16 protein-coding genes and 2 other RNA genes are annotated in these 18588 nt (G+C 35.0%); 8 read left to right on the top strand and 10 right to left on the bottom strand.

Going from position 1 to position 18588, the window contains the following annotated elements; all coding sequences use genetic code 11:
- Nucleotides 1–9 precede the first annotated feature (9 nt).
- The 5 genes from FTRAC_RS19230 to ffs form a co-directional block, all read right to left on the bottom strand.
- Nucleotides 10–1989: a tail fiber domain-containing protein gene (locus tag FTRAC_RS19230; protein WP_013453547.1), complete on the bottom strand. Its 1980-nt coding sequence runs from the start codon at nucleotides 1987–1989 to the stop codon at nucleotides 10–12.
- 173 nt (nucleotides 1990–2162) lie between these two features.
- Nucleotides 2163–2876 (bottom strand): cell division ATP-binding protein FtsE, encoded by a 714-nt coding sequence (locus FTRAC_RS07050; protein WP_013453546.1) that lies wholly within the window; start codon nucleotides 2874–2876, stop codon nucleotides 2163–2165.
- A 42-nt stretch (nucleotides 2877–2918) separates the two neighbouring features.
- Nucleotides 2919–3122, bottom strand: a complete 204-nt coding sequence (locus FTRAC_RS07045; protein ID WP_013453545.1) for a hypothetical protein — start codon at nucleotides 3120–3122, stop codon at nucleotides 2919–2921.
- A gap of 74 nt (nucleotides 3123–3196) precedes the next feature.
- Nucleotides 3197–3853, bottom strand: a complete 657-nt coding sequence (fsa, locus tag FTRAC_RS07040; RefSeq protein ID WP_013453544.1) for a fructose-6-phosphate aldolase — start codon at nucleotides 3851–3853, stop codon at nucleotides 3197–3199.
- Between the two features lie 382 nt (nucleotides 3854–4235).
- Nucleotides 4236–4333: signal recognition particle sRNA small type (gene ffs / locus FTRAC_RS19540), an RNA gene on the bottom strand.
- Between the two features lie 218 nt (nucleotides 4334–4551).
- On the opposite strand from ffs, the gene ssrA reads away from it, so the two are divergent.
- The 4 genes from ssrA to FTRAC_RS07020 all read left to right on the top strand — a co-directional run bounded on the left by ssrA (nucleotide 4552) and on the right by FTRAC_RS07020 (nucleotide 7888).
- Nucleotides 4552–4953: a transfer-messenger RNA gene (gene ssrA, locus FTRAC_RS19590) on the top strand.
- Between the two features lie 317 nt (nucleotides 4954–5270).
- Nucleotides 5271–6482 (top strand): site-specific integrase, encoded by a 1212-nt coding sequence (locus tag FTRAC_RS07030; RefSeq protein ID WP_013453543.1) that lies wholly within the window; start codon nucleotides 5271–5273, stop codon nucleotides 6480–6482.
- Nucleotides 6483–6753: 271 nt separating this feature from the next.
- Entirely contained in the window at nucleotides 6754–7254 is a 501-nt protein-coding gene (locus FTRAC_RS07025; protein ID WP_013453542.1) for a hypothetical protein, read from the top strand.
- A 448-nt stretch (nucleotides 7255–7702) separates the two neighbouring features.
- Nucleotides 7703–7888: a hypothetical protein gene (locus tag FTRAC_RS07020; RefSeq protein WP_013453525.1), complete on the top strand. Its 186-nt coding sequence runs from the start codon at nucleotides 7703–7705 to the stop codon at nucleotides 7886–7888.
- A gap of 478 nt (nucleotides 7889–8366) precedes the next feature.
- On the opposite strand, the gene FTRAC_RS07015 is transcribed toward FTRAC_RS07020, so the two are convergent.
- A complete protein-coding gene (locus FTRAC_RS07015) occupies nucleotides 8367–8612 on the bottom strand; it encodes a hypothetical protein (protein ID WP_041649608.1) in 246 nt (81 codons plus the stop codon).
- 100 nt (nucleotides 8613–8712) lie between these two features.
- Complete coding sequence (locus FTRAC_RS07010; RefSeq protein ID WP_013453541.1) at nucleotides 8713–9267, bottom strand: recombinase family protein; 555 nt, start codon at nucleotides 9265–9267, stop codon at nucleotides 8713–8715.
- Nucleotides 9268–9501: 234 nt separating this feature from the next.
- On the opposite strand from FTRAC_RS07010, the gene FTRAC_RS07005 reads away from it, so the two are divergent.
- On the top strand, nucleotides 9502–9720 hold the full coding sequence (locus FTRAC_RS07005) for a helix-turn-helix domain-containing protein (protein WP_013453540.1): 219 nt from the start codon (nucleotides 9502–9504) through the stop codon (nucleotides 9718–9720).
- Nucleotides 9721–9977: 257 nt separating this feature from the next.
- Here the strand turns inward: FTRAC_RS07005 and FTRAC_RS07000 are convergent, their stop codons facing one another.
- The gene (locus FTRAC_RS07000) at nucleotides 9978–11486 is read right to left on the bottom strand and encodes a BT4734/BF3469 family protein (protein ID WP_013453539.1); all 1509 of its coding nucleotides are present in this window, start codon (nucleotides 11484–11486) and stop codon (nucleotides 9978–9980) included.
- A 227-nt stretch (nucleotides 11487–11713) separates the two neighbouring features.
- Nucleotides 11714–13102: a hypothetical protein gene (locus FTRAC_RS06995; RefSeq protein ID WP_013453538.1), complete on the bottom strand. Its 1389-nt coding sequence runs from the start codon at nucleotides 13100–13102 to the stop codon at nucleotides 11714–11716.
- Nucleotides 13103–13750: 648 nt separating this feature from the next.
- Here FTRAC_RS06995 and FTRAC_RS06990 point away from each other — a divergent pair.
- The 3 genes from FTRAC_RS06990 to FTRAC_RS06980 all read left to right on the top strand — a co-directional run bounded on the left by FTRAC_RS06990 (nucleotide 13751) and on the right by FTRAC_RS06980 (nucleotide 15084).
- Nucleotides 13751–13951: a hypothetical protein gene (locus FTRAC_RS06990; protein WP_041649605.1), complete on the top strand. Its 201-nt coding sequence runs from the start codon at nucleotides 13751–13753 to the stop codon at nucleotides 13949–13951.
- A 242-nt stretch (nucleotides 13952–14193) separates the two neighbouring features.
- Nucleotides 14194–14673: a hypothetical protein gene (locus FTRAC_RS06985; RefSeq protein ID WP_013453535.1), complete on the top strand. Its 480-nt coding sequence runs from the start codon at nucleotides 14194–14196 to the stop codon at nucleotides 14671–14673.
- Nucleotides 14674–15084, top strand: coding sequence for a hypothetical protein (locus FTRAC_RS06980; RefSeq protein WP_013453534.1), 411 nt, complete (start codon nucleotides 14674–14676; stop codon nucleotides 15082–15084). It begins immediately after the preceding gene.
- A gap of 62 nt (nucleotides 15085–15146) precedes the next feature.
- Here the strand turns inward: FTRAC_RS06980 and FTRAC_RS06975 are convergent, their stop codons facing one another.
- Complete coding sequence (locus FTRAC_RS06975) at nucleotides 15147–18587, bottom strand: DEAD/DEAH box helicase family protein (protein WP_013453533.1); 3441 nt, start codon at nucleotides 18585–18587, stop codon at nucleotides 15147–15149.
- Between the last annotated feature and the right edge of the window lies 1 nt (nucleotide 18588).

Raw genomic sequence — 18588 nt, 5'->3', positions numbered from 1 at the left:
AATGTTCAATTAATTTGAAGCTACTTTTTGGTCATTCAATAATAGTTTTTCCAGCTTATCAATTTTCTTTGATAACTCCATAGTTTCATTGAGTGCAGAAGTTAAAGTGTCATTTTCTTTTTCTAGTTCAACAACTTTAGCATTTAATTCCTTAATGGCTTCAATTAAAACAGCAGTCATCTGCGAATAATTTACTGATTTCTTTCCCTCTGCATCCGTATGAACAAATTCAGGATAAACTTCTTCCACTTCCTGCGCAATTAATCCGATCTGTCTTTCCGTTGAACTATTCTCATTTTTCCAATAGTAGGTTGTTCCTCTTAATCTTAATGTATTAGCTAGAGAATTTTCAAGAGTTGATATATTCTTCTTTAGTCTTCTATCTGAGGATGCAGTGATTGTTGTGGCGGTAATAGTGCTTGTCTGGCCATCTAATATAATCTGTTCAGTTGGACTGTCTAATGTAATTGAGCCCCATTCATTCAATCCGTCAGTACCACTGGTCGCAAATACTCTTGGTGTAATTCCATCTACGCCAAATAGAGTTAATTGCCCTAAGTCTGTGTTGCCAGGATCTCTGTCTAATTGTACATTTTTATTACCGTTTTGTCCGTATGTGATTAAAAAGCCAGAATTGTCACCAAATGAACCAATTTCTGCTTTTAGGCCGCTATCATTTCCATAAAATACTGCCTGACCGCTATTTCCTCCTCTATTTTGAACTGCAGCGATATCAAGTCCATTATTTCCTCTTAATTTTAATTGACCAGAATTGCCGTTTCCTCTTGCCTCTAAAATTGCAGTTGTGGTACCTAAACTATCTTTTAAATCTATACCTCCAGCACTAGACTCGTATAGGTTTCCTGATATTGAAACTGTGTTATAACTATTACCATTTTGGTTATTATGAAAATTCAAAAAGCCATATTCCTGAGAACCATCTCCAGTTTTTGATGCACCAAGATCCAGAGCAGAATAATACCAACCAGTACCGTCTGGGATGGAACCATAAGCAGACATATTCGCCAAATCATGATCTTCCCAGCTTGCAGACCCAAATAGGAAATTAGGAGAGGAATCACCAAATAAATCTAATGTACCACTAACACCAGTTGGATCAGCACCTCCATTGTCTTGACTAATTTGTAATCTGGCTTGACCACCACCATTTGATCTATTTATTTCTAGTTGAGTGGTTTCTTCTCCACCCGGTAATTGAATTACTCGAAAGCGACCTAATCCGAAGTTTGCTTGAGCAGCACCTTCTAAATAAACTTCAGGATATATTCCATCAGCAAAAGACCCTAATAATAAAGCCCCGCTTAAAGTTCCAGTACTGTCATAGGAGACTAATTGTGAGAAGCCATCATTTCCAATACCTCCAAACCAGCCTACATTATTATGATTTTCATTATAAGTATATAAATTTCCTCTGCCTTTATTGGTTACTCTTAACTGTGCTCCAATATTTCTTAATGAATCATATAACCCTAAAAATCCGCCATAACCTCCTGCAGCTGACCCTAAGATTACTTTTGTAGAATCATTGGCTCCGTTTAACACTAGGCTCCCTGCATTATTATTTGCAAAGTAATTAAGCTCTGCTTTTGTTTCTCCATTTGGCCCTTTAACTATTAAAGGGGCTTCATTTCCAAGTAATGATTGGCCATTCACTAAAGGTTTGTAAAGCGTAACACTGCCTATGTTTGTGCTATCTACTGTAATATTTAAGGATGTTTCATTTAAATTTGAGAATAATGTGTCTGGTAGTAAAGTAATTTCTCCTAACACCACATTGTAAATCCCATTATCAATAGGGACATTTGCTATCGTCTCTGACCATCCATAGTCAGTTAATTCAAAATTGAAAGTTCTGGTACCATTTACTGGTACTCCAGATTCTTCTAAGTAGCCTTGGAATGGTAGTTTCTGAGAGAAACTTATCAATACAATAAAGTTTAAAGCGAGTGTGATGTAAAGTTTTTTCATTTTCTATACTTAAATTTTTATAAGTAAGATAATGAAAATCAATCTATAATGATATCGTTTATTCTAAAAATACCTAAATATAGGTAGTTCGAAAAGGGGACTATTCGATTAACAGTGTATATAGCAAGATAAAATATACTTATATAATTGAACCGTTATGGTTGTATATTTATTTAATAATTACTCTTGAAATCGAAGTCTTCTTGATCTGAATCTAAGAGTTTACCTTGCTGACATTTTAATACCCGTGAGGGGTGGGTGTCTAAAAAACTGTGGTCGTGTGTTCCCATCAAAATGGCTGTCCCACTTTTGTTAATGTCAGTGAATAGTTTGAATATACCTTCTGAAACTTCAGGGTCTAAGTTTCCTGTAGGCTCATCTGCAATTAAGAGGACAGGTTCATTTATTAATGCTCTGGCAATTACCACTCTTTGTTGCTCACCACCCGAAAGTTGATGAGGCATTTTATTATCAACAGCTCCCAAACCTACACGCATTAAAACATCTGCCATGCGGGTTTTCATTTTAGATTTTTCTTTCCAACCAGTAGCCTTCATCACGAAATATAGGTTCTCAGCAACGGTTCTGTCAGCCAAAAGCTGGAAGTCTTGAAAGATTACACTAATCTTCCTGCGAAGTTGTGCAATTTGCTTCGACTTAATGCCATTGATTTTAAATCCAGCCACTTCCATTTGACCCAATCTTAAATCCAGGTCGGCATAGAGCGTTTTCATCAGTGAACTTTTCCCACTTCCTGTTCTACCTATTAGATACACAAATTCGCCCTTGCCAATACTTAAGGAAATATCACTTAAAATAGCTTTATCTTCCTGAAAGATTGTAGCGTTTTCAATGCGGATTACGGGCTCGTTGGAAAATGATGACATCTTTATAGATTCTAAGGTTTATTTACACAGATTAGGAATTATTTAAATATCCAAAGCTTGAATTTTACCGAAAGGTAACTGATTTATAACTTCTTGCAAGGCTTCTTCCTTGCCCTCCAATCCATATTTGTCTAAATTTTTTAACGGACGGTCAGCTCTAAAATAGGCAATTAGCACAAAATTATCATCCCGAAGCTGGATATAATCAGGTATTTTTGCTTTGCCTTTTACTTTTATAATATACATAATTTAAATATGAGAGGAGAAATATGAAATATGAAGATGCAATTTTTCATATTTCATATTTCCAATTTCAACTTTTAGCTATTTCCTTTCTTATGATCTGCTAAGAATTGAGCTAAACCAGAATCCGTAAGTGGATGTTTCAATAATCCGGTAATTACTTTCAATGGACAAGTTACTACATCTGCACCCATATTGGCACATTCGATTAAGTGCATAGTATGACGGACAGAAGCAGCTAAAACTTCAGTTTCATAAGCATAGTTATCATAAATCCGGATGATATCTTCAATTAAAGTCAAGCCATCAGTAGAAATGTCATCTAATCTACCTATGAATGGGGAAACATAAGAAGCACCTGCTTTAGCAGCCAATAATGCCTGACCAGAAGAAAACACCAAAGTACAATTGGTTCTAATGCCTTCAGCTGAGAATTGCTTGATGGCTTTAACACCATCTTTGATCATAGGAACTTTTACTACGATTTTGTCATCGATTTTAGCAAGCTCTCGGCCCTCTTTCATCATGGTTTCGTAGTCAGTAGCAATTACTTCTGCACTAACATTGTTATCCACGATATCGCAAATAGCTTTGTAATGGGCTTTGATGTTAGCATCTCCAGTGATGCCTTCTTTAGCCATAAGGCTAGGGTTGGTGGTTACGCCATCCAAAACACCCATGTCATAGGCTTCTTTGATTTCGTTTAAGTTTGCGGTATCAATAAAAAATTTCATTGGTAAGGTTATTTTTGAGTTCAATTAATCTTGCGCAAAGGTAATGTTTTAATCTGAAAATGTCTTATTAGAAACCTTTCAGCTTTGTTATGCGGACTGATAAACAACAAAGAATAAAAACGGGCAATCATCTATTTAGTAATTACCATAAACTACCAAAGTGGAATCAGTGCTTATGTCAGACATTGAAAATGTCTGTGCATTAATATTTCTTGAAGAAGCTCGAATGTCTGACATTCAGAATTGACCGATAGTTTTAATTTTTGAGGGCAAATCAATACGAGCTTGGTTTACCAGTGTTCAAATACTAATGTCTGACATATTGAACCTACAAGCGAGAATAATTAGGAAAAAAATGGTAGGTAGAAATGGAAAGGAAGTAAAAATGGCAAATCAACATCGCACCGCTACGACCGCCTACCCTTGCTACCTTCCGGTCCTGGGGGAGTTCAGCAGGAGCTGGTCGTGCCGATTTGCCGATGCAAAGGTAGGAAGAATGATTGGGAATGTAAACCCTGGATTGTAAAAAATCTAAAACAATTTTTATATGACTGATTGAAAGAGTGTTATGGAAATAATAAAATTTAACGTATCTATTTGTTAAATATATCGTGTATAACAGACTAATATGATGAGATTCTTTAATTAAGTTGTATTTTTGCAGTCCTTCAAAAGGAAGCAGCAATTAATTGACATATGGGGTTGACCGGTATTGACGGTAAGTGTGAATTATGTATTAGCATGCAGGGTGGAGAATGTACATCCTTAAGTAATTCATTCCAACTATAATTGGCGAATCTAATTACGCCATGGCTGCATAATCTTAATTTATTAAGATAAAGCTTTAAGGGTTGAGTCCCCAAAAGGATTCCCCAGCCACATTCCTCGTTCCTTCGTTTTTCCGGGAGCGGTCAAGGAGTGTCGAAAGGAGAAACTAGCGTGGTGATGCTATTAAGCCATTGCGAAACTCAAATAGCTAAGGCCTGCAACAGGACTGTTACTTTCCATAACAGGCTCGAAAACCTAATTAGTAACTAAGCATGTAGAAGATGCATCGTTTCCTTATCCGGACGAGGGTTCGAATCCCTCCAACTCCACTAAAGTAACCAACCTGACTGAAAAATGGCGTCTCGGACACCATTCTTCAGGGGTTGATTCCTTTCCTGTTTTTGCAGGAATTCCTCCTTCATTTCATTATAACCACGATTATTGCTTTTAATCCTATGAAATCCATGTCCATACTATTTCTGTTGCGGGCGATGGATTACAGTAATTATAAGGCTAAAAAAAGTGACTAATTGTTGTACCTAGTTTTAAAAAAGTGTCCGAAAATGATACAAAGTTAGTTCCCTCCTCCTATTACACTCTTTTTCAGTGATTTACAGAAAACCAAAAGTTAGTTTTTAAAAAAATCACCATGGAAAATCGAGTAAAAACATCATTCTGGCTAGTAAAAAGTAAGCAAAATAAGCACCGAGAATGCCCTATTTATCTGCGTATTCATGCAGCAAATACATCAGTGCAAATTTCTACTGGTCACTTTGTGCTGGCAGGTAAATGGGATAAGAGAAGAAAAAAGATAATAGGTGGCGACTTGTCTGCTGAAGCCATCAACCAAAACCTAGTCGCCCTTCAGACCAAAGTATTGAAAATAGTCAACCGCTTACTGCTGGAAGGACAGCCATTCAATGCTCACATAGTAAAAGATAAGCTGCAAGGAGATGAGGCTCTGCGTACTACCCTGATGCAAGCCTTTCAGGAATATCTGGATCACATTGAATCACTAATCGGAATCGATTACTCTAAACCCACACTGGTCAAGTATTCTCAGACCAAGCAGCGACTTGGTAAATTTATACAAGTGAAATTCAAGCGAGAGGATATTCAGCTATTCGAACTGGATTATGACTTCTTAGACCAGTTCATCCATTTCCTGAAGACTAGATATAGTAATTCGCAAACCACCTGTTATAAACACTTTCAACGCTTTACAAGAGTAGTACGAATCTCCATGCGTAAAGGCTATTTAGAGAAATATCCATTTGATAATTTCAACATTAAACTGCCCAAGAAGCCTGTAGAATTTCTAACCCAAGCAGAAATCGATAAAATCGAGCATGCAGAATTTGATATGGAACGGCTCAATATCATTCGAGACATATTTATTTTAAGCTGCTATTCTGGACTAGCCTATACCGAAGTGTACAACTTGACCGAGCAGCATTTAGAGGTTGCCGATGACGGAGAAGTTTGGCTAAACCTAACCCGTCAAAAGACTAAAAAAAGCATAAAGATACCTTTGCTACCCAAAGCAGTAGCTATAATCGAGAAATATAAGCACCACCCAATCAGCAAAAAGAGGAAAAAGCTGATTCCTGTTCCCTCCAATCAGAAAGTAAACGCCTACCTGAAAGAGATTCAGGATGTATGCGGAATCAAAAAGAAACTGCATTTCCACCTTGCAAGGAAATCCTTCAGCGTTACCATTATTTTAAATAACGCTGTTCCAATTGAAACCCTAAGCCTATTATTAGGACATGGAAGTATAAAGGTGACTGTTGATGCCTATTCTTCCATCACAAATGAGAAGCTTAAAAAGGATTTTCAAAATCTAAAGAACCAATTTTAAGCCGTTCATTTTAGAATTGACAGGTTTGACAAGTTTCATAATAAGTTTTATTTAGTACCTATGTGAGAGGAGTTAAGTTTTTCATGAAAACTTCTCCACTATTGTGTTCCAGTTTCTCTATGAAAGATTTCATGTGACTACTAAAAAAATAGTCTATTAGACTGTAGTTCATTTGGATCTTGACAAAGATACATTGTAAAATAATATGTGAGAAAGAGTTGGGAAGCTTTATATAATGATGTTAGACAAATAAAAATTTAAAAAAAGGAAAATGAAAAAATTTATTTACTTATTAGTTTGCTTATTAATATTTACTGTTTGGGACGGCTACTCACTGCAAAATTCAGAAGATCTTATTGAGGATCAAACAGAATATATGAAAATAGAATCTGCAACAAGAGAGTATGGAAATTGGAGTCGTTTTGAGAATAATGGTAATACTGCAAAAGTATTTACATTGCAAGGAAAGTACGATAATATGTATCAAATTGGACTCTATGATAAACAGGGCAGATTCGTAATAAGTTTTACGGTACAATATCGTGAATATAAAAATTCTAAATACGTCTATGATCTTATTTATCTAGGTAATAACGAAACAAGGTATTCTACTGTAGAGTCAACAAAAAAACTAAGTGAGGTGGCTGAAGGAAAAGTGAGTACAGTTGAGATGCAGATGAATATAGAAGAACCTAATGTAGAAAATTCTTACAGTAAATTTAAATTTAGCGAAGGTACTTTACAAGAGTTAAACAATAAGACTATCGATTAGAAAAAATTATTATAGATGAAAATTAAGTGTGTGCTTTGTAGTTCACCTTTTTTTAGCCTTATAATTACTGTAATCCATCGCCCGCAACAGAAATAGTATGGACATGGATTTCATAGGATTAAAAGCAATAATCGTGGTTATAATGAAATGAAGGAGGAATTCCTGCAAAAACAGGAAAGGAATCAACCCCTGAAGAATGGTGTCCGAGACGCCATTTTTCAGTCAGGTTGGTTACTTTAGTGGAGTTGGCTAGACCATAAACTCTTCTATCTACCTTACTGTATTTTAATCAATTACCACTTACCTTAAAATTTTTGGTACAACTTTTAGTTAGTTTTTTGCCTCTTTCACCAACTTTCTCAGTGATTTACTTTCTCTAAGATAACACATTGAAATTGTATGATAAAATAATGAGAACTATCAAATTCTTCACTGCGTTAAATTGGATATGCAAAGATATGACAAAGTTTTAATCAACTACCGAAGACTGCAACATCGGATAGCACGTGGTGAGAGTTTATCTCCTGATCATCAACGATATTATGATGGTGCAGGTAAGCTACTTTCTGGTATCATCAAAAATGGTAACCTTAATAGTGGTAACGGCTTAGATACCAATAATAAAAAATTATAATATTTTATAAAATCTACTTTTAGCTAAACTTCTACTTAGAAGTTCCGCCTGTAGGCGGGCACGGGGTACTACCCCCTGCATACCCCCTCTAGTAATGATGAGGGGATACTCCCCCCACCATTACAATGTACAAGATATCAATTAGGATTTACTAGTAATAGATGGATGTGAGATGCTGATGATTGTAAGTGTGATGTTCTAGAATATTAAATCTTGCTTTAAATGACTTAACACTGTTATGCATATTTACATATCACTCTCACTTACTTTAAACCCAGTTTTTAACATATGATGTATAGATTGATTCTATTAGATAGACCATCTTCAAATATTGAAAATGGGTAATTAGGGGTACATTATTCTTTTCCTTTTACCCATGCACCAGTGTTTACCCATTTTATAGTTATGAAAATGAAATACCTCATTAGAGGTGTTTTATTTGATAGTGTATAGCTTATCTTTAATTGAATAAAGTATATCAATTTAGATTTAGAGATATTACCATTAGATCATTAGTGATACAGTATTCAAATTGATCAACATAATATTTAATCTCTTCTGGAGTAAACTCATCTACTTTCTTTACATTCTTCATCAAATTACGATACCTGACAAATGATTGCTTATGCTCACATTCTAATATCATGTAAGCTCTTCGGAATGTAGCCAGTGAAGTGTATGCTAATCTTTCATCTGGTAGTAGGTGCATCTCTCGGATTCTCATGATAGTGTGGGTAAATAAACGTTCGGTTTTTTGGTAACTGATTAACAGGGGAGGATATATGAGTTGAAATACTAATTTAAGTGTCAAGTCTAATAATGAATTATTTAGGAGGAGTATTATTTGCTTTCGACAGCAGTTTCTTAGCCTCTCTCAATTTATAACCATCGGTCTTACGCTTCTTAGTATCTTTTGAGCCTATTGGTCTTCCTAAACTCTTGCCTTGACTTTTTACTCTGTTTAAACCCTCGATGGTTCTTTGTCTAATGAGGTCTCTTTCAAATTCGGCAAAGGCTGATAAAATTGTAAAGTGTAATTTACCTGTTGCAGTAGAAAAGTCTAGATTCTCTGTGATAGAATGGAATTCTATTCCTCTATCCAATAACTCTTGTACCTCTAGAAGTAACTCGGTTGATGATCTGGCATATCTGTCAAGCTTTACTACGGCAATACCCGCAAACTTTTCATTTCTTAAGCGTTGGAGTAGTCTAGCTTTAACAGGTCTTGTTTTTCTTGTGGATTCTTGTTCCTCAAATAACTCATAATCCCAACCTTTGGACTCAGCGAACTCTTTCAAGCGAATTTTTTGATTATCGTTTGATTGTCTTCCATCACTAGTTGAGACACGGGCATAGAGAGCATATTTTTGATTTTTCATTTCTTTTATATTTTAAAAAGTGAAAACTTATTGAATGTACCAGCTTCATTATTGGGTTAAAAACATGTTAGGGTAACTTTCTAGAAATATTGAACCTTTATTTTCAATAGTTTTGCGTCTAGTATTTACAATTATGGAACACTTAAACCCATATTAAAGAACATGTAAATATACATATTATAATATACATATAATAGTATACATACTTATATTTTATTGTTCATATATTTGTATATGGAACAGGATAATCGGCTGGTAAGCATTGGGGCTAAACTAAAAGAATTGATTAAAGCGAAGGGTTATGTTAATATGGAACATTTCGCCCATGATCACCAAATCAATCGTGTTACTTTGTACAAGGTGTTAAACGGAAGTAACTTTCAAATGTCTACCTTTCTCAAGCTGTTGGATGCTTTAGATATTGATATGAAGAATTTCTTTCTAGAATTATAATATCTGAAAGTCTATTGAAGTAATACCACTAAGATGCCATCTCATCCATCTTTATGGTAGTAAGCAATTTAGTCTTGGTCTCTTCTAATATAACCTTTATAACCTTGAGCACTAAATTACCTGTTGTATCTCTGTTAGTAGAAACATTATGGCTGTCCCATTAAATGAAATATCTCTAGCGAGGCATTTTATTCTCTGATCCATAAAATGGGTAAACACTTATGCATTGAAAGAAGAAAAAGAAAAATGCACCCTAATTACTCCTTTTCCTCTTTGATTAACTTCAAGTACTTAGAAACAGTCTTTCTGGTAATACCAGTTATTTCTGAAAGATTAATTTGGTTTACTTTTCCCCCTGTGTCTTCTAATAGAATTATTGCATTCTTAATAGATTCAATTTTCTCTCTCTTTTTATTATTATGGTGTACCTGTGAAGCTAACTTCTGCTTTGCTTTCCGTGCATCAATATCATTTCCGTAATCTTCAACTCTTCTTGGAAAAAGATGATATACATGTTTATCTATTATCCCAGAGAAGTCTAGGTCTCCACTCATATAATTCCTGTAATTATAAATGAAAGAATTATATACCTCCTTTTTTGATAATGGTGGTTGAAAATGATTAGCATTTACGTATTGTAGGTGATCTAATAATCTTTGTGGTGATCTGAACGGGTTATTGAATATTAGCTTCATTCCATATAGCCCGATCATGTTATTACGTAGCCCTTCTTTTACCTCACCTTCAAAATACATTCTCTTGGTCACAGGTAGAGGTTCTTTGGCATCATAGACATCAGATTTTTGATCATTCAAGATCGTGTAGGAGTTATAATCAATTTCATTTATGTCATATCTTTCCTCGATTAACCTTGCCAAGATGATACTATCATTTGGATACTCGGTATATCTTCGGAATATGCTGTAGTAAGTTACTTTTTGTGATATAATAGCCTTGGAAACTTGTTCTTTTAGCGGCATGCTATAATCTAAGTCCTCTCCAGCATCTATGCTTCCTTCTTTACCTTTCTGTTCATTAACATTCACCAAAACATCTTTGGCTGGATATAATGAAGCATCTGCTCTCACAATTATTGATGGATCATACGGCAGAAGTGTTGGTTGCGTAAATCCTTTTGCATTAGGGTCAGTATTCAGCCCGTAGCTCATAAGAAAATCATCGAATTGACTGGCTAATTCATCATACACTACTTCATAATGCCTCTTGCTCTGTATCGCATCACATTTAACGATGAACCCTAAACCAAAGCCTGAAAGTGAAATCCATATGGAATAGATAAAGTCAAATTTCTGCAATAGAGCCTTTTTTACGACTTCTCTTGTTGTGCGAGCTAAATCAGATGCTTTATGTGGATTACCAATGCCGTCAATATCTAAAAAAACAAAATTGGTAGGAGAAGACATGTCTCCTTTTCTGCGACCTATTCTAGAAAAAGAGTTGAAGCAGGTGTAGCCGACTTCGCTTTCTTTTCTCCTAGAGTATTCATCACCCTGCAGTTCATATTTCTCAACTGAAGTATCAACTTGCTCTACTTCATTATTTTCATTGATAATAATTAACTCATTTCCTTCTACTGAATATTCTGGAATATTGCTCACCTTTTCATACTTATTCAGCATCTGGACTGCTAGTCTGCCTGTAGGTTGCTTTATAAAATCCAATACATCATCTAACGTAACCAAATCACCATCTCGTGATTGACTTAATTTGCGGTAATAGTTAAGAAATATATGTCTAGTTTTCATATTTTAATAAGTTGCTACAACATCTTAAGATTTAAATTAAGTCCTGCTGTATTTTAACAATTAACTTCTCATGAAGGACTGCATACTCTTGAATGGGTATACTTGGCAGTAATACCATGCTTTGAAAGATTAAAATTGCAGCTTCTAAATATTGTAGAGAATTAAAAAAAACCACCAACTTAAATCAGTGGTTTTGTTCCACTTTTACTATTTTTAATAGTAATCTATTATATGCGTACTTCAAATAATTGCCTGTGCTTGAAGTACATGAGTTTTTCAATTAAATCGTCCTGCAGCTCCATTAATACATCACCTAAATCCTCACCATTCTCATCATCAACATATTGCATTAAATGCCCAATTTTATCAAGATCTAATTCACCATGGATATAATCACCTATCTCATCAAGTGCAGCATAATATAAGCCCTCAATGTAATCATAACCTTCAGGATTGTACATATCATAGTAGTTAAACAATACAATTGTTCCTACTAATTTTTCAATATCAGTCTCTAATTTATCCAACAATAAGATATTGCTTTGTAGTTCTTCTTCAGATTTTTCTGATATGCTTATTTCAGTTTGTAATAGCATAAAAAAATTCATTTTATTATAAGTATCACCAATTTTATCACTGACTGAATATGCTAAAATATCTCTCAAAGCTTCAATCATCTCATTATTTGTGAAATTAATTCCTTGTTTCAATTTTTCAATTTCAACAATTACTTCATCAGGAATGTCATTTTTCGGATTCAGCACTTCATAAACTGCTAAATGATAAATATAAAGATGATGAACTAACATATTTGATAAGTCATTCACCTCATCTAGATTATGAAGTAGGAATGATATTCCAATGAATCTAGTGAGGTATCCTTCACTTCGATCCAGCTTCTCAACTTCCTTTCTAATTGATTCCTGATTCGTTTTTAAATCATATTGAGATGCAATCACATTCATCAACATTTCACCATCACTATCAAAATCATCCCTGCTGTACACTGTTCCTTCCTTTCTAACAGGGTTCATTTCAACTTCAATTTCACTAAAGTCAGTAAACATTTTCCTAGTTAACTTACCCTCTGATGAGTCCCTAAATTCAGTTATCAATGGACGAAATGTTTCAGATTCTGTGGTTACCAATGAAACATTCACACCTGATTCTATTAAATCATATATATTCTGGAAAGATGGTGGAACTTGAAGATCGATATTAATCAAATTAAAATTATTTGATTTTGCCAGTTCTATTTGACCATTTACTATCTCGAAAAAGACAGTATCAGCCTCACTCTTAATTATGCCAGTTATAAATTCTTCAGTACTCAATTGAGTGACTACATTACTTTTAATTATATACAGATGGACTTTCTCTGTTTGCTCAATTAGGAATGTATTGAGTGCTGCTTGCCTTATTTCTTTGACTTTATCCTTTTTATATCCAAGTCGTTTTAATTGTTTCTGTTTCTTGTGATCAAATGCATATTGATACAATTCATGAACTGGAATACCATGTTCAATTAGTTTTTCTCTGACCATAACTATTATTCGGTGCTCTTCGGAGGTCACTGGTATCAGGTTGCCAAAATCTCCATTCTCTATTTTATACATTACTTTTAGTCTTAAATTTTAATACTTCTTTAACTTGTGCATACTTTGGCAATGCGTGCCCAGATTTAAAAAGTCCTTGACTTTTCAAATTCTGATTTCTCATTCTAATCATATTATTTATATATTCTAACAGTTATTATTTTGGCATAAAAAAGCCAGATTATAACAACTCTCTGATAGATTCTAAGTAATTACTCCCCAAAGACACTTATCCAAATAGGCGTCATTTGTTTTCCATCCGAGTATGTTGTCATAATCTGGCTACGATTAAAATAAGCCCGTAATTACAACTACTTGTGATTGACTATTACAATCAACCTTATTATACTTTTTGTTATTTCTGTTATTTTTCCAGATTTAAATCTGGGTCTTAAATTAAATTAGGTCTGCTTTGTTAATACATTCCAAATTCCGAGATACTTTGTCTTATACGGCACTATCAATAAATTGTTACAATAATTCATGAAAAATTGCATTTCTCGAACCTTTTGGTTCACTTTTTAAACTTAACTTAGTGGCAGAACTACTATCTCAAAATACAATAAATGTCAATCCAAATGAGTCACCCAGTCGTTGCATCAAAAAAAGTATTTTTCATCAATTTGGTCTGTGTCTAAGAATATTTCATACTACTACGTATTTATGGTTATGGAAAATACGATTTACACAGACCCAAAACAATATGCCAGTTATAAACAGTTAATGAGAACATACATTCAATATCAGTATCAGGAAAATGCACCTTTGAAAATTACTGATGAAATTTTGGAGATGGAATATCAAATGTTAAAAGGAGAAAATACACTTCATTATGTTTTGGAGAATTGGGAGTTCTATAGCGATCTCTAGTCTTCTTAGAGTAATGAAGAACAGAATAGATCGATTATTATTTAATAATCATTAATTTTAATGTAGTAACTTTCATAAGAACTAGAAACTACCTTATTTCTTATATCCTTATTATTTTTAAGTATTATTTTGCTATTACTAAACTAAATACTATATATTTAAGTTATTATCACTAGTAGATCCTGCAAATTCCTTTAACTTTGCAGACCTTTTAATTTATAAGTATATATAAATTACAAATCATGACACAAGAAGTTGAAGTTAAAAAAACTACACTAAAAAATGATGTTGATAAAATACATGATTTTTTATCGCATTTGACTAAAAAAGCTGGCTCAAGCAAGGAGCTTCTAGGTTTTGGTGTTACTGATTCTTTCGCTCAAGAAATAGAAAAAATAAGAACTGCCCCACTTGAAGCTATGTTAAAAACATGGGAATCTCTTGAATCAAGTGTAAAAGAAATGGTTAAAGGGTTTGTTATTAGTTTTCTACAGACTGAAAAAGATAAAATTGAAAAGGCAGTAATTAGTAGTCCTGAAGATACTTCATTTAAAATTTCGCTAGTTCTGAAGGATGATTCCTTTGATAATAGGCTTGCCTTTTATGACTTCGCACAAGAGTATGAGTGCCTCTCATTCTCAAAACGATATCCAATAATATTCTCTTTCGTCTCTAAATCTTTAGCAGATAAAATCAATGTTGTTGAAAATATTGAATTGTAAATGCAAGAATACATTGAACAATGCAAATACAATGTAGAGTTGCTAGAAGCCTTAGAAGAGAAATTCCCTGAAAATTACTTTGATTGGAAAATCACAATTGCTTTTTATGTCACTATACATTGCATTAAAGCTATATTACGTAAGAAGCTGAGTCGTAATGTTTCTAGCCATGAAGAAATAATCAATATTATTAGCCACAAAAAAGCAGGTAATAGCTCACCAGTATCAAAATCTTGTTGGAATATGTATTATGCCCTTTACTCAGCAAGTAGAGATGTTAGATACAATGGTTTTACAGATTTTAAGTCATTCAATGAACATAATGAGTCCGAATTCCGAATATGTAAAGCTCAAATGGAAAATATAATGAAATATGCTCATCAGAAGCAGCAAGTGCCTGTTCTTGATTGACAATAAATTATTTTTTGAAACTTAAACCTTCAAACAAGATATCATTCTATTTATTATTCACCTTACCCCACCTCAGCATTTTCATTAATCTCCTGAATAATGGAGATGATTTTATGAGCCTCGGCATCTTCAAATACACCTAATATTCCTTGGTCATTCATATCCGTAAACGGAGGCTCGAAGAGCATCCTCTTTTCAATAGTGCCGTTCTTGGTGAGGAAGGAAATAATGGTGTTAATAAATTTTATCTGGTTTGCAGTTAGGTTTCCTGACTGGATAAAATCTGCAAAAGCCTGTTGAGCAGCAGCCACATCTAATCCAATAATATTCCGTATCAGCTTAGCTAATGGTTGTTCACCATATTCTTTAACAAAGTCTGCTCTTGTACCACGTTCGCTGCCATCGAATAGAACGCTTTCCAATTGCTTTAATTCCTCGATAGTGATGGTTTCATTTGACTTTATTTTGGAGATCACCAAAAGATTCTGATTCTCTCTAATAAAAGACTCCACTCTTCGCTTATAGATGCCAACATTTTCAAATTTAGGTAATGGCTCACCAGCAACTGTTTCAGCATCCGAATCGGTTAGGTTCGTGTATATAATGGGCTGCTTATCCTTCTCAAGGTATTGAACTAACTCTCTAACCTCAACACGAATTTCCTCGATTTTTCGCTGGGTCAGCGTTTTATAAAAATCAGGGTCTTTCATCGACTCTATCAAAGTACGTGATTTCATCACTTGAGGAATATTATATTTGGTTGAAAGTTCTTCAGCTATTTCGATCAACTTCTGGTGGTAGCCTTTTTGGGCACTTGAAATCAGGAGATGTGCGATCTGGAGTTTTAGCATCATTAAGTCAAAAATCCGAGCGTTCTCGTTAGTGGACTCAGGTACTGGTAAATCAGACAGATGTTCCTCAATGATATGTATATCTTCAGCATTCAGATTATTCCATCGTTTACGCTTCTCAAACTCCTCCACATATTGGTATTGCATATCCACCTGAAATCTTTTTTTATCCAGTGTGGCAATAGCTGAGTGCAGCATGTCACGAAGTTCTTTAGATTGCTCTAGGTGATCAGGTTCTCCTGTCTCTGCTAGTAGCCTACTTAGTTGCAATCTGCTCTCGAAAATTCTTTGCGTTAGTGGCTTTCCTATCGTACCTGACTTTCCATTTTGCTCTATCGAAAAGAAATCGAAGTTCTGGCAAACATCAAAGATTAGAAATTTCTCTTTGGGTTGTTTATAACCAAACACATCTGGACATAATCGAGTGCCACGACCTATCATTTGCCAAAACTTTGCGTATGATCTCACCACTTTGAAGAACACTAAATTAAGCACTCGTGGTGCATCAATACCAGTATCCATCATATCAACAGACACAGCTATTTGAGGAAGTTTTTCTTCTTCCTGATTACAGAATGCTCTGATCATGCTTTCTGCATGTGAGACCTGCGTGTGAATGGTGGCAATGAAGTTAGATGGTTGTTCTGGATAACGCTCCTTGAAACAATCTTCAATAAATTGAGCGTGTTTTTGATTTACTGCAAATATAATGGTACGACCGAGTTTATCACCTCCTTCTATTCGTAATCCCTTCTCCATCAACTGGTCGAGGACTTTGTAAACAGTATCCTTATTGAACAACCATTTATTGATTGCCGATGATCGAATTTCATCAGGAAATTGACCTGTTGTAGAGTCCCTGAAGGTCTCTTCATATTTAGCTTTTTCTTCGGCAGATAACTGAGCATATTTAATCCCTTCACGCAAAAACTTGGTGGAAACGTCCAGATTCTCAAAAGGCACTAGGTAATTACTGGATACAGCTTCTTCCAGCTCATAAGAAAATGTCGGATCACCACTACCACAATCAAAAAGCTCAAAAGTATTGTGGTCAATACTGTCTTTTGGTGTTGCCGTTAAGCCAACCAATAGAGAATCGAAATATTCAAATATTGCCTTGTAACGATTATAGATCGAACGATGTGCTTCATCTATTACTATAAGATCGAAGTGCCCTACACCGTAAAATCGCTCATCCTCGGTAAAGGAATTATCGATTTTATTCATCATAGATTGGTAGGTAGAAAAGACCAGTCTAGTAGTGTCATTTTCCTTTTCCTGAGTTAAATCAACAGATGATAGGTCATTTAAATGCTCTGAGAAACTTCTTTTGGCTTGGGTTACGAGTGCATTTCTATCGGCAAGAAATAATACTCTCTTTGCCCAATTATTTTTAAACAATACATCTACTAAAGCTGCTGAAACTCTGGTTTTTCCCGATCCTGTTGCCATAACCAAAAGAGCATTTCTTTTATTACCCCTAAGTCCTTCCTGACTATCAGTCACAAAAGTTTCTGCGGTACGTTTAATAGCCTCTATCTGGTAGGGTCTTCCTGCAATTGCTGTATCGACTTTCGCTTGTCTGATATCCTTACGTGACCCTCTCTGCTGGATCAACCACTGAAGTTCATCTTGGGTATAAAAACCATGCACTCTTCGTGAGCCAGCGTAAAAGGTGTCATCCCACAATCGGGTATCATAGCCATTGGTATAGAAGATGATTGGACGTTGCCCATACATCTCCTCCAGACAATTAGCATATAAATACGCTTGGTGTTTACCTATTTCAACATCTTTGGAGGTTCTTTTAGCTTCCACCAGTGCTAATGGTTTACCATCGCTTCCCCATAAAACATAATCAACATAACCGTTTCCGTTGGGATTATCTTTTGTAATAGGCATTCCTTTGACAGGAAACTCCAGCTCTCTTCCTTCGCTTAAATTATTCCAGCCTGCCTCTTTGAGATCAATGTTGATCAGGTGAAGACGTGTTTCAGCTTCTGAAAATTCCTTAGATGGTTTTACTTGTCTCTCTCGCTTTTGCTCAGTTACTGCGGCTTTGGCGGCTTGAATCTCTTGCTTATATTCCAACAGAGAGTTCTCAGAATCCTTTGCCTTCTCAAGCTGTTCTTTTTGCTCTTTTATTAATTGATCTATTTGCTCTTGAAGCTTCTTTTTCTCTTCTTCATGTTCCTTTCTCTGCTCCTGAATCTTTCGACCTTCACCACCTATTTTCGGTATCACAGTTTCATCAAAATGTGTTGGAGTTTCAGGTTGCACTTCACTGTAGGTCTCCGCAAACCATTTTAATAAGCTAAAAGAATATTTGAGGCTTACTTTGGCATCCTCTTTGGTCACTCTACGGGTTTTATAGTGCCCAGCATTATTTCCTGTCTTTCGTATAATATCTAGCTCCCTTAAGTCAAAAGAAATCGTATTCCTAAAGTCAGGCTCTTGCATCATGCTAAACAAGTCGGTATTGAATGGTAAATCCAAATATTCCAATTCATAAATACGGTGAACTACTTCTTCCAAGGCTACACGGCACTTCATAGCGGTAGACTCTGGCTCAGAGAATACTCTTTGCTCAGCCAATACCATGTTTTGGTACAGTGTTGACCACTCATCTTTTAGAAAGTTGAAGTTGCTCATA

The sequence above is a fragment of the Marivirga tractuosa DSM 4126 genome, assembly GCF_000183425.1.
Classification (GTDB): Bacteria; Bacteroidota; Bacteroidia; order Cytophagales; family Cyclobacteriaceae; genus Marivirga; species Marivirga tractuosa.
The sequence above is the reverse complement of the archived record's forward strand: the minus strand, read 5'-3'. Positions and strand labels throughout refer to the sequence as shown.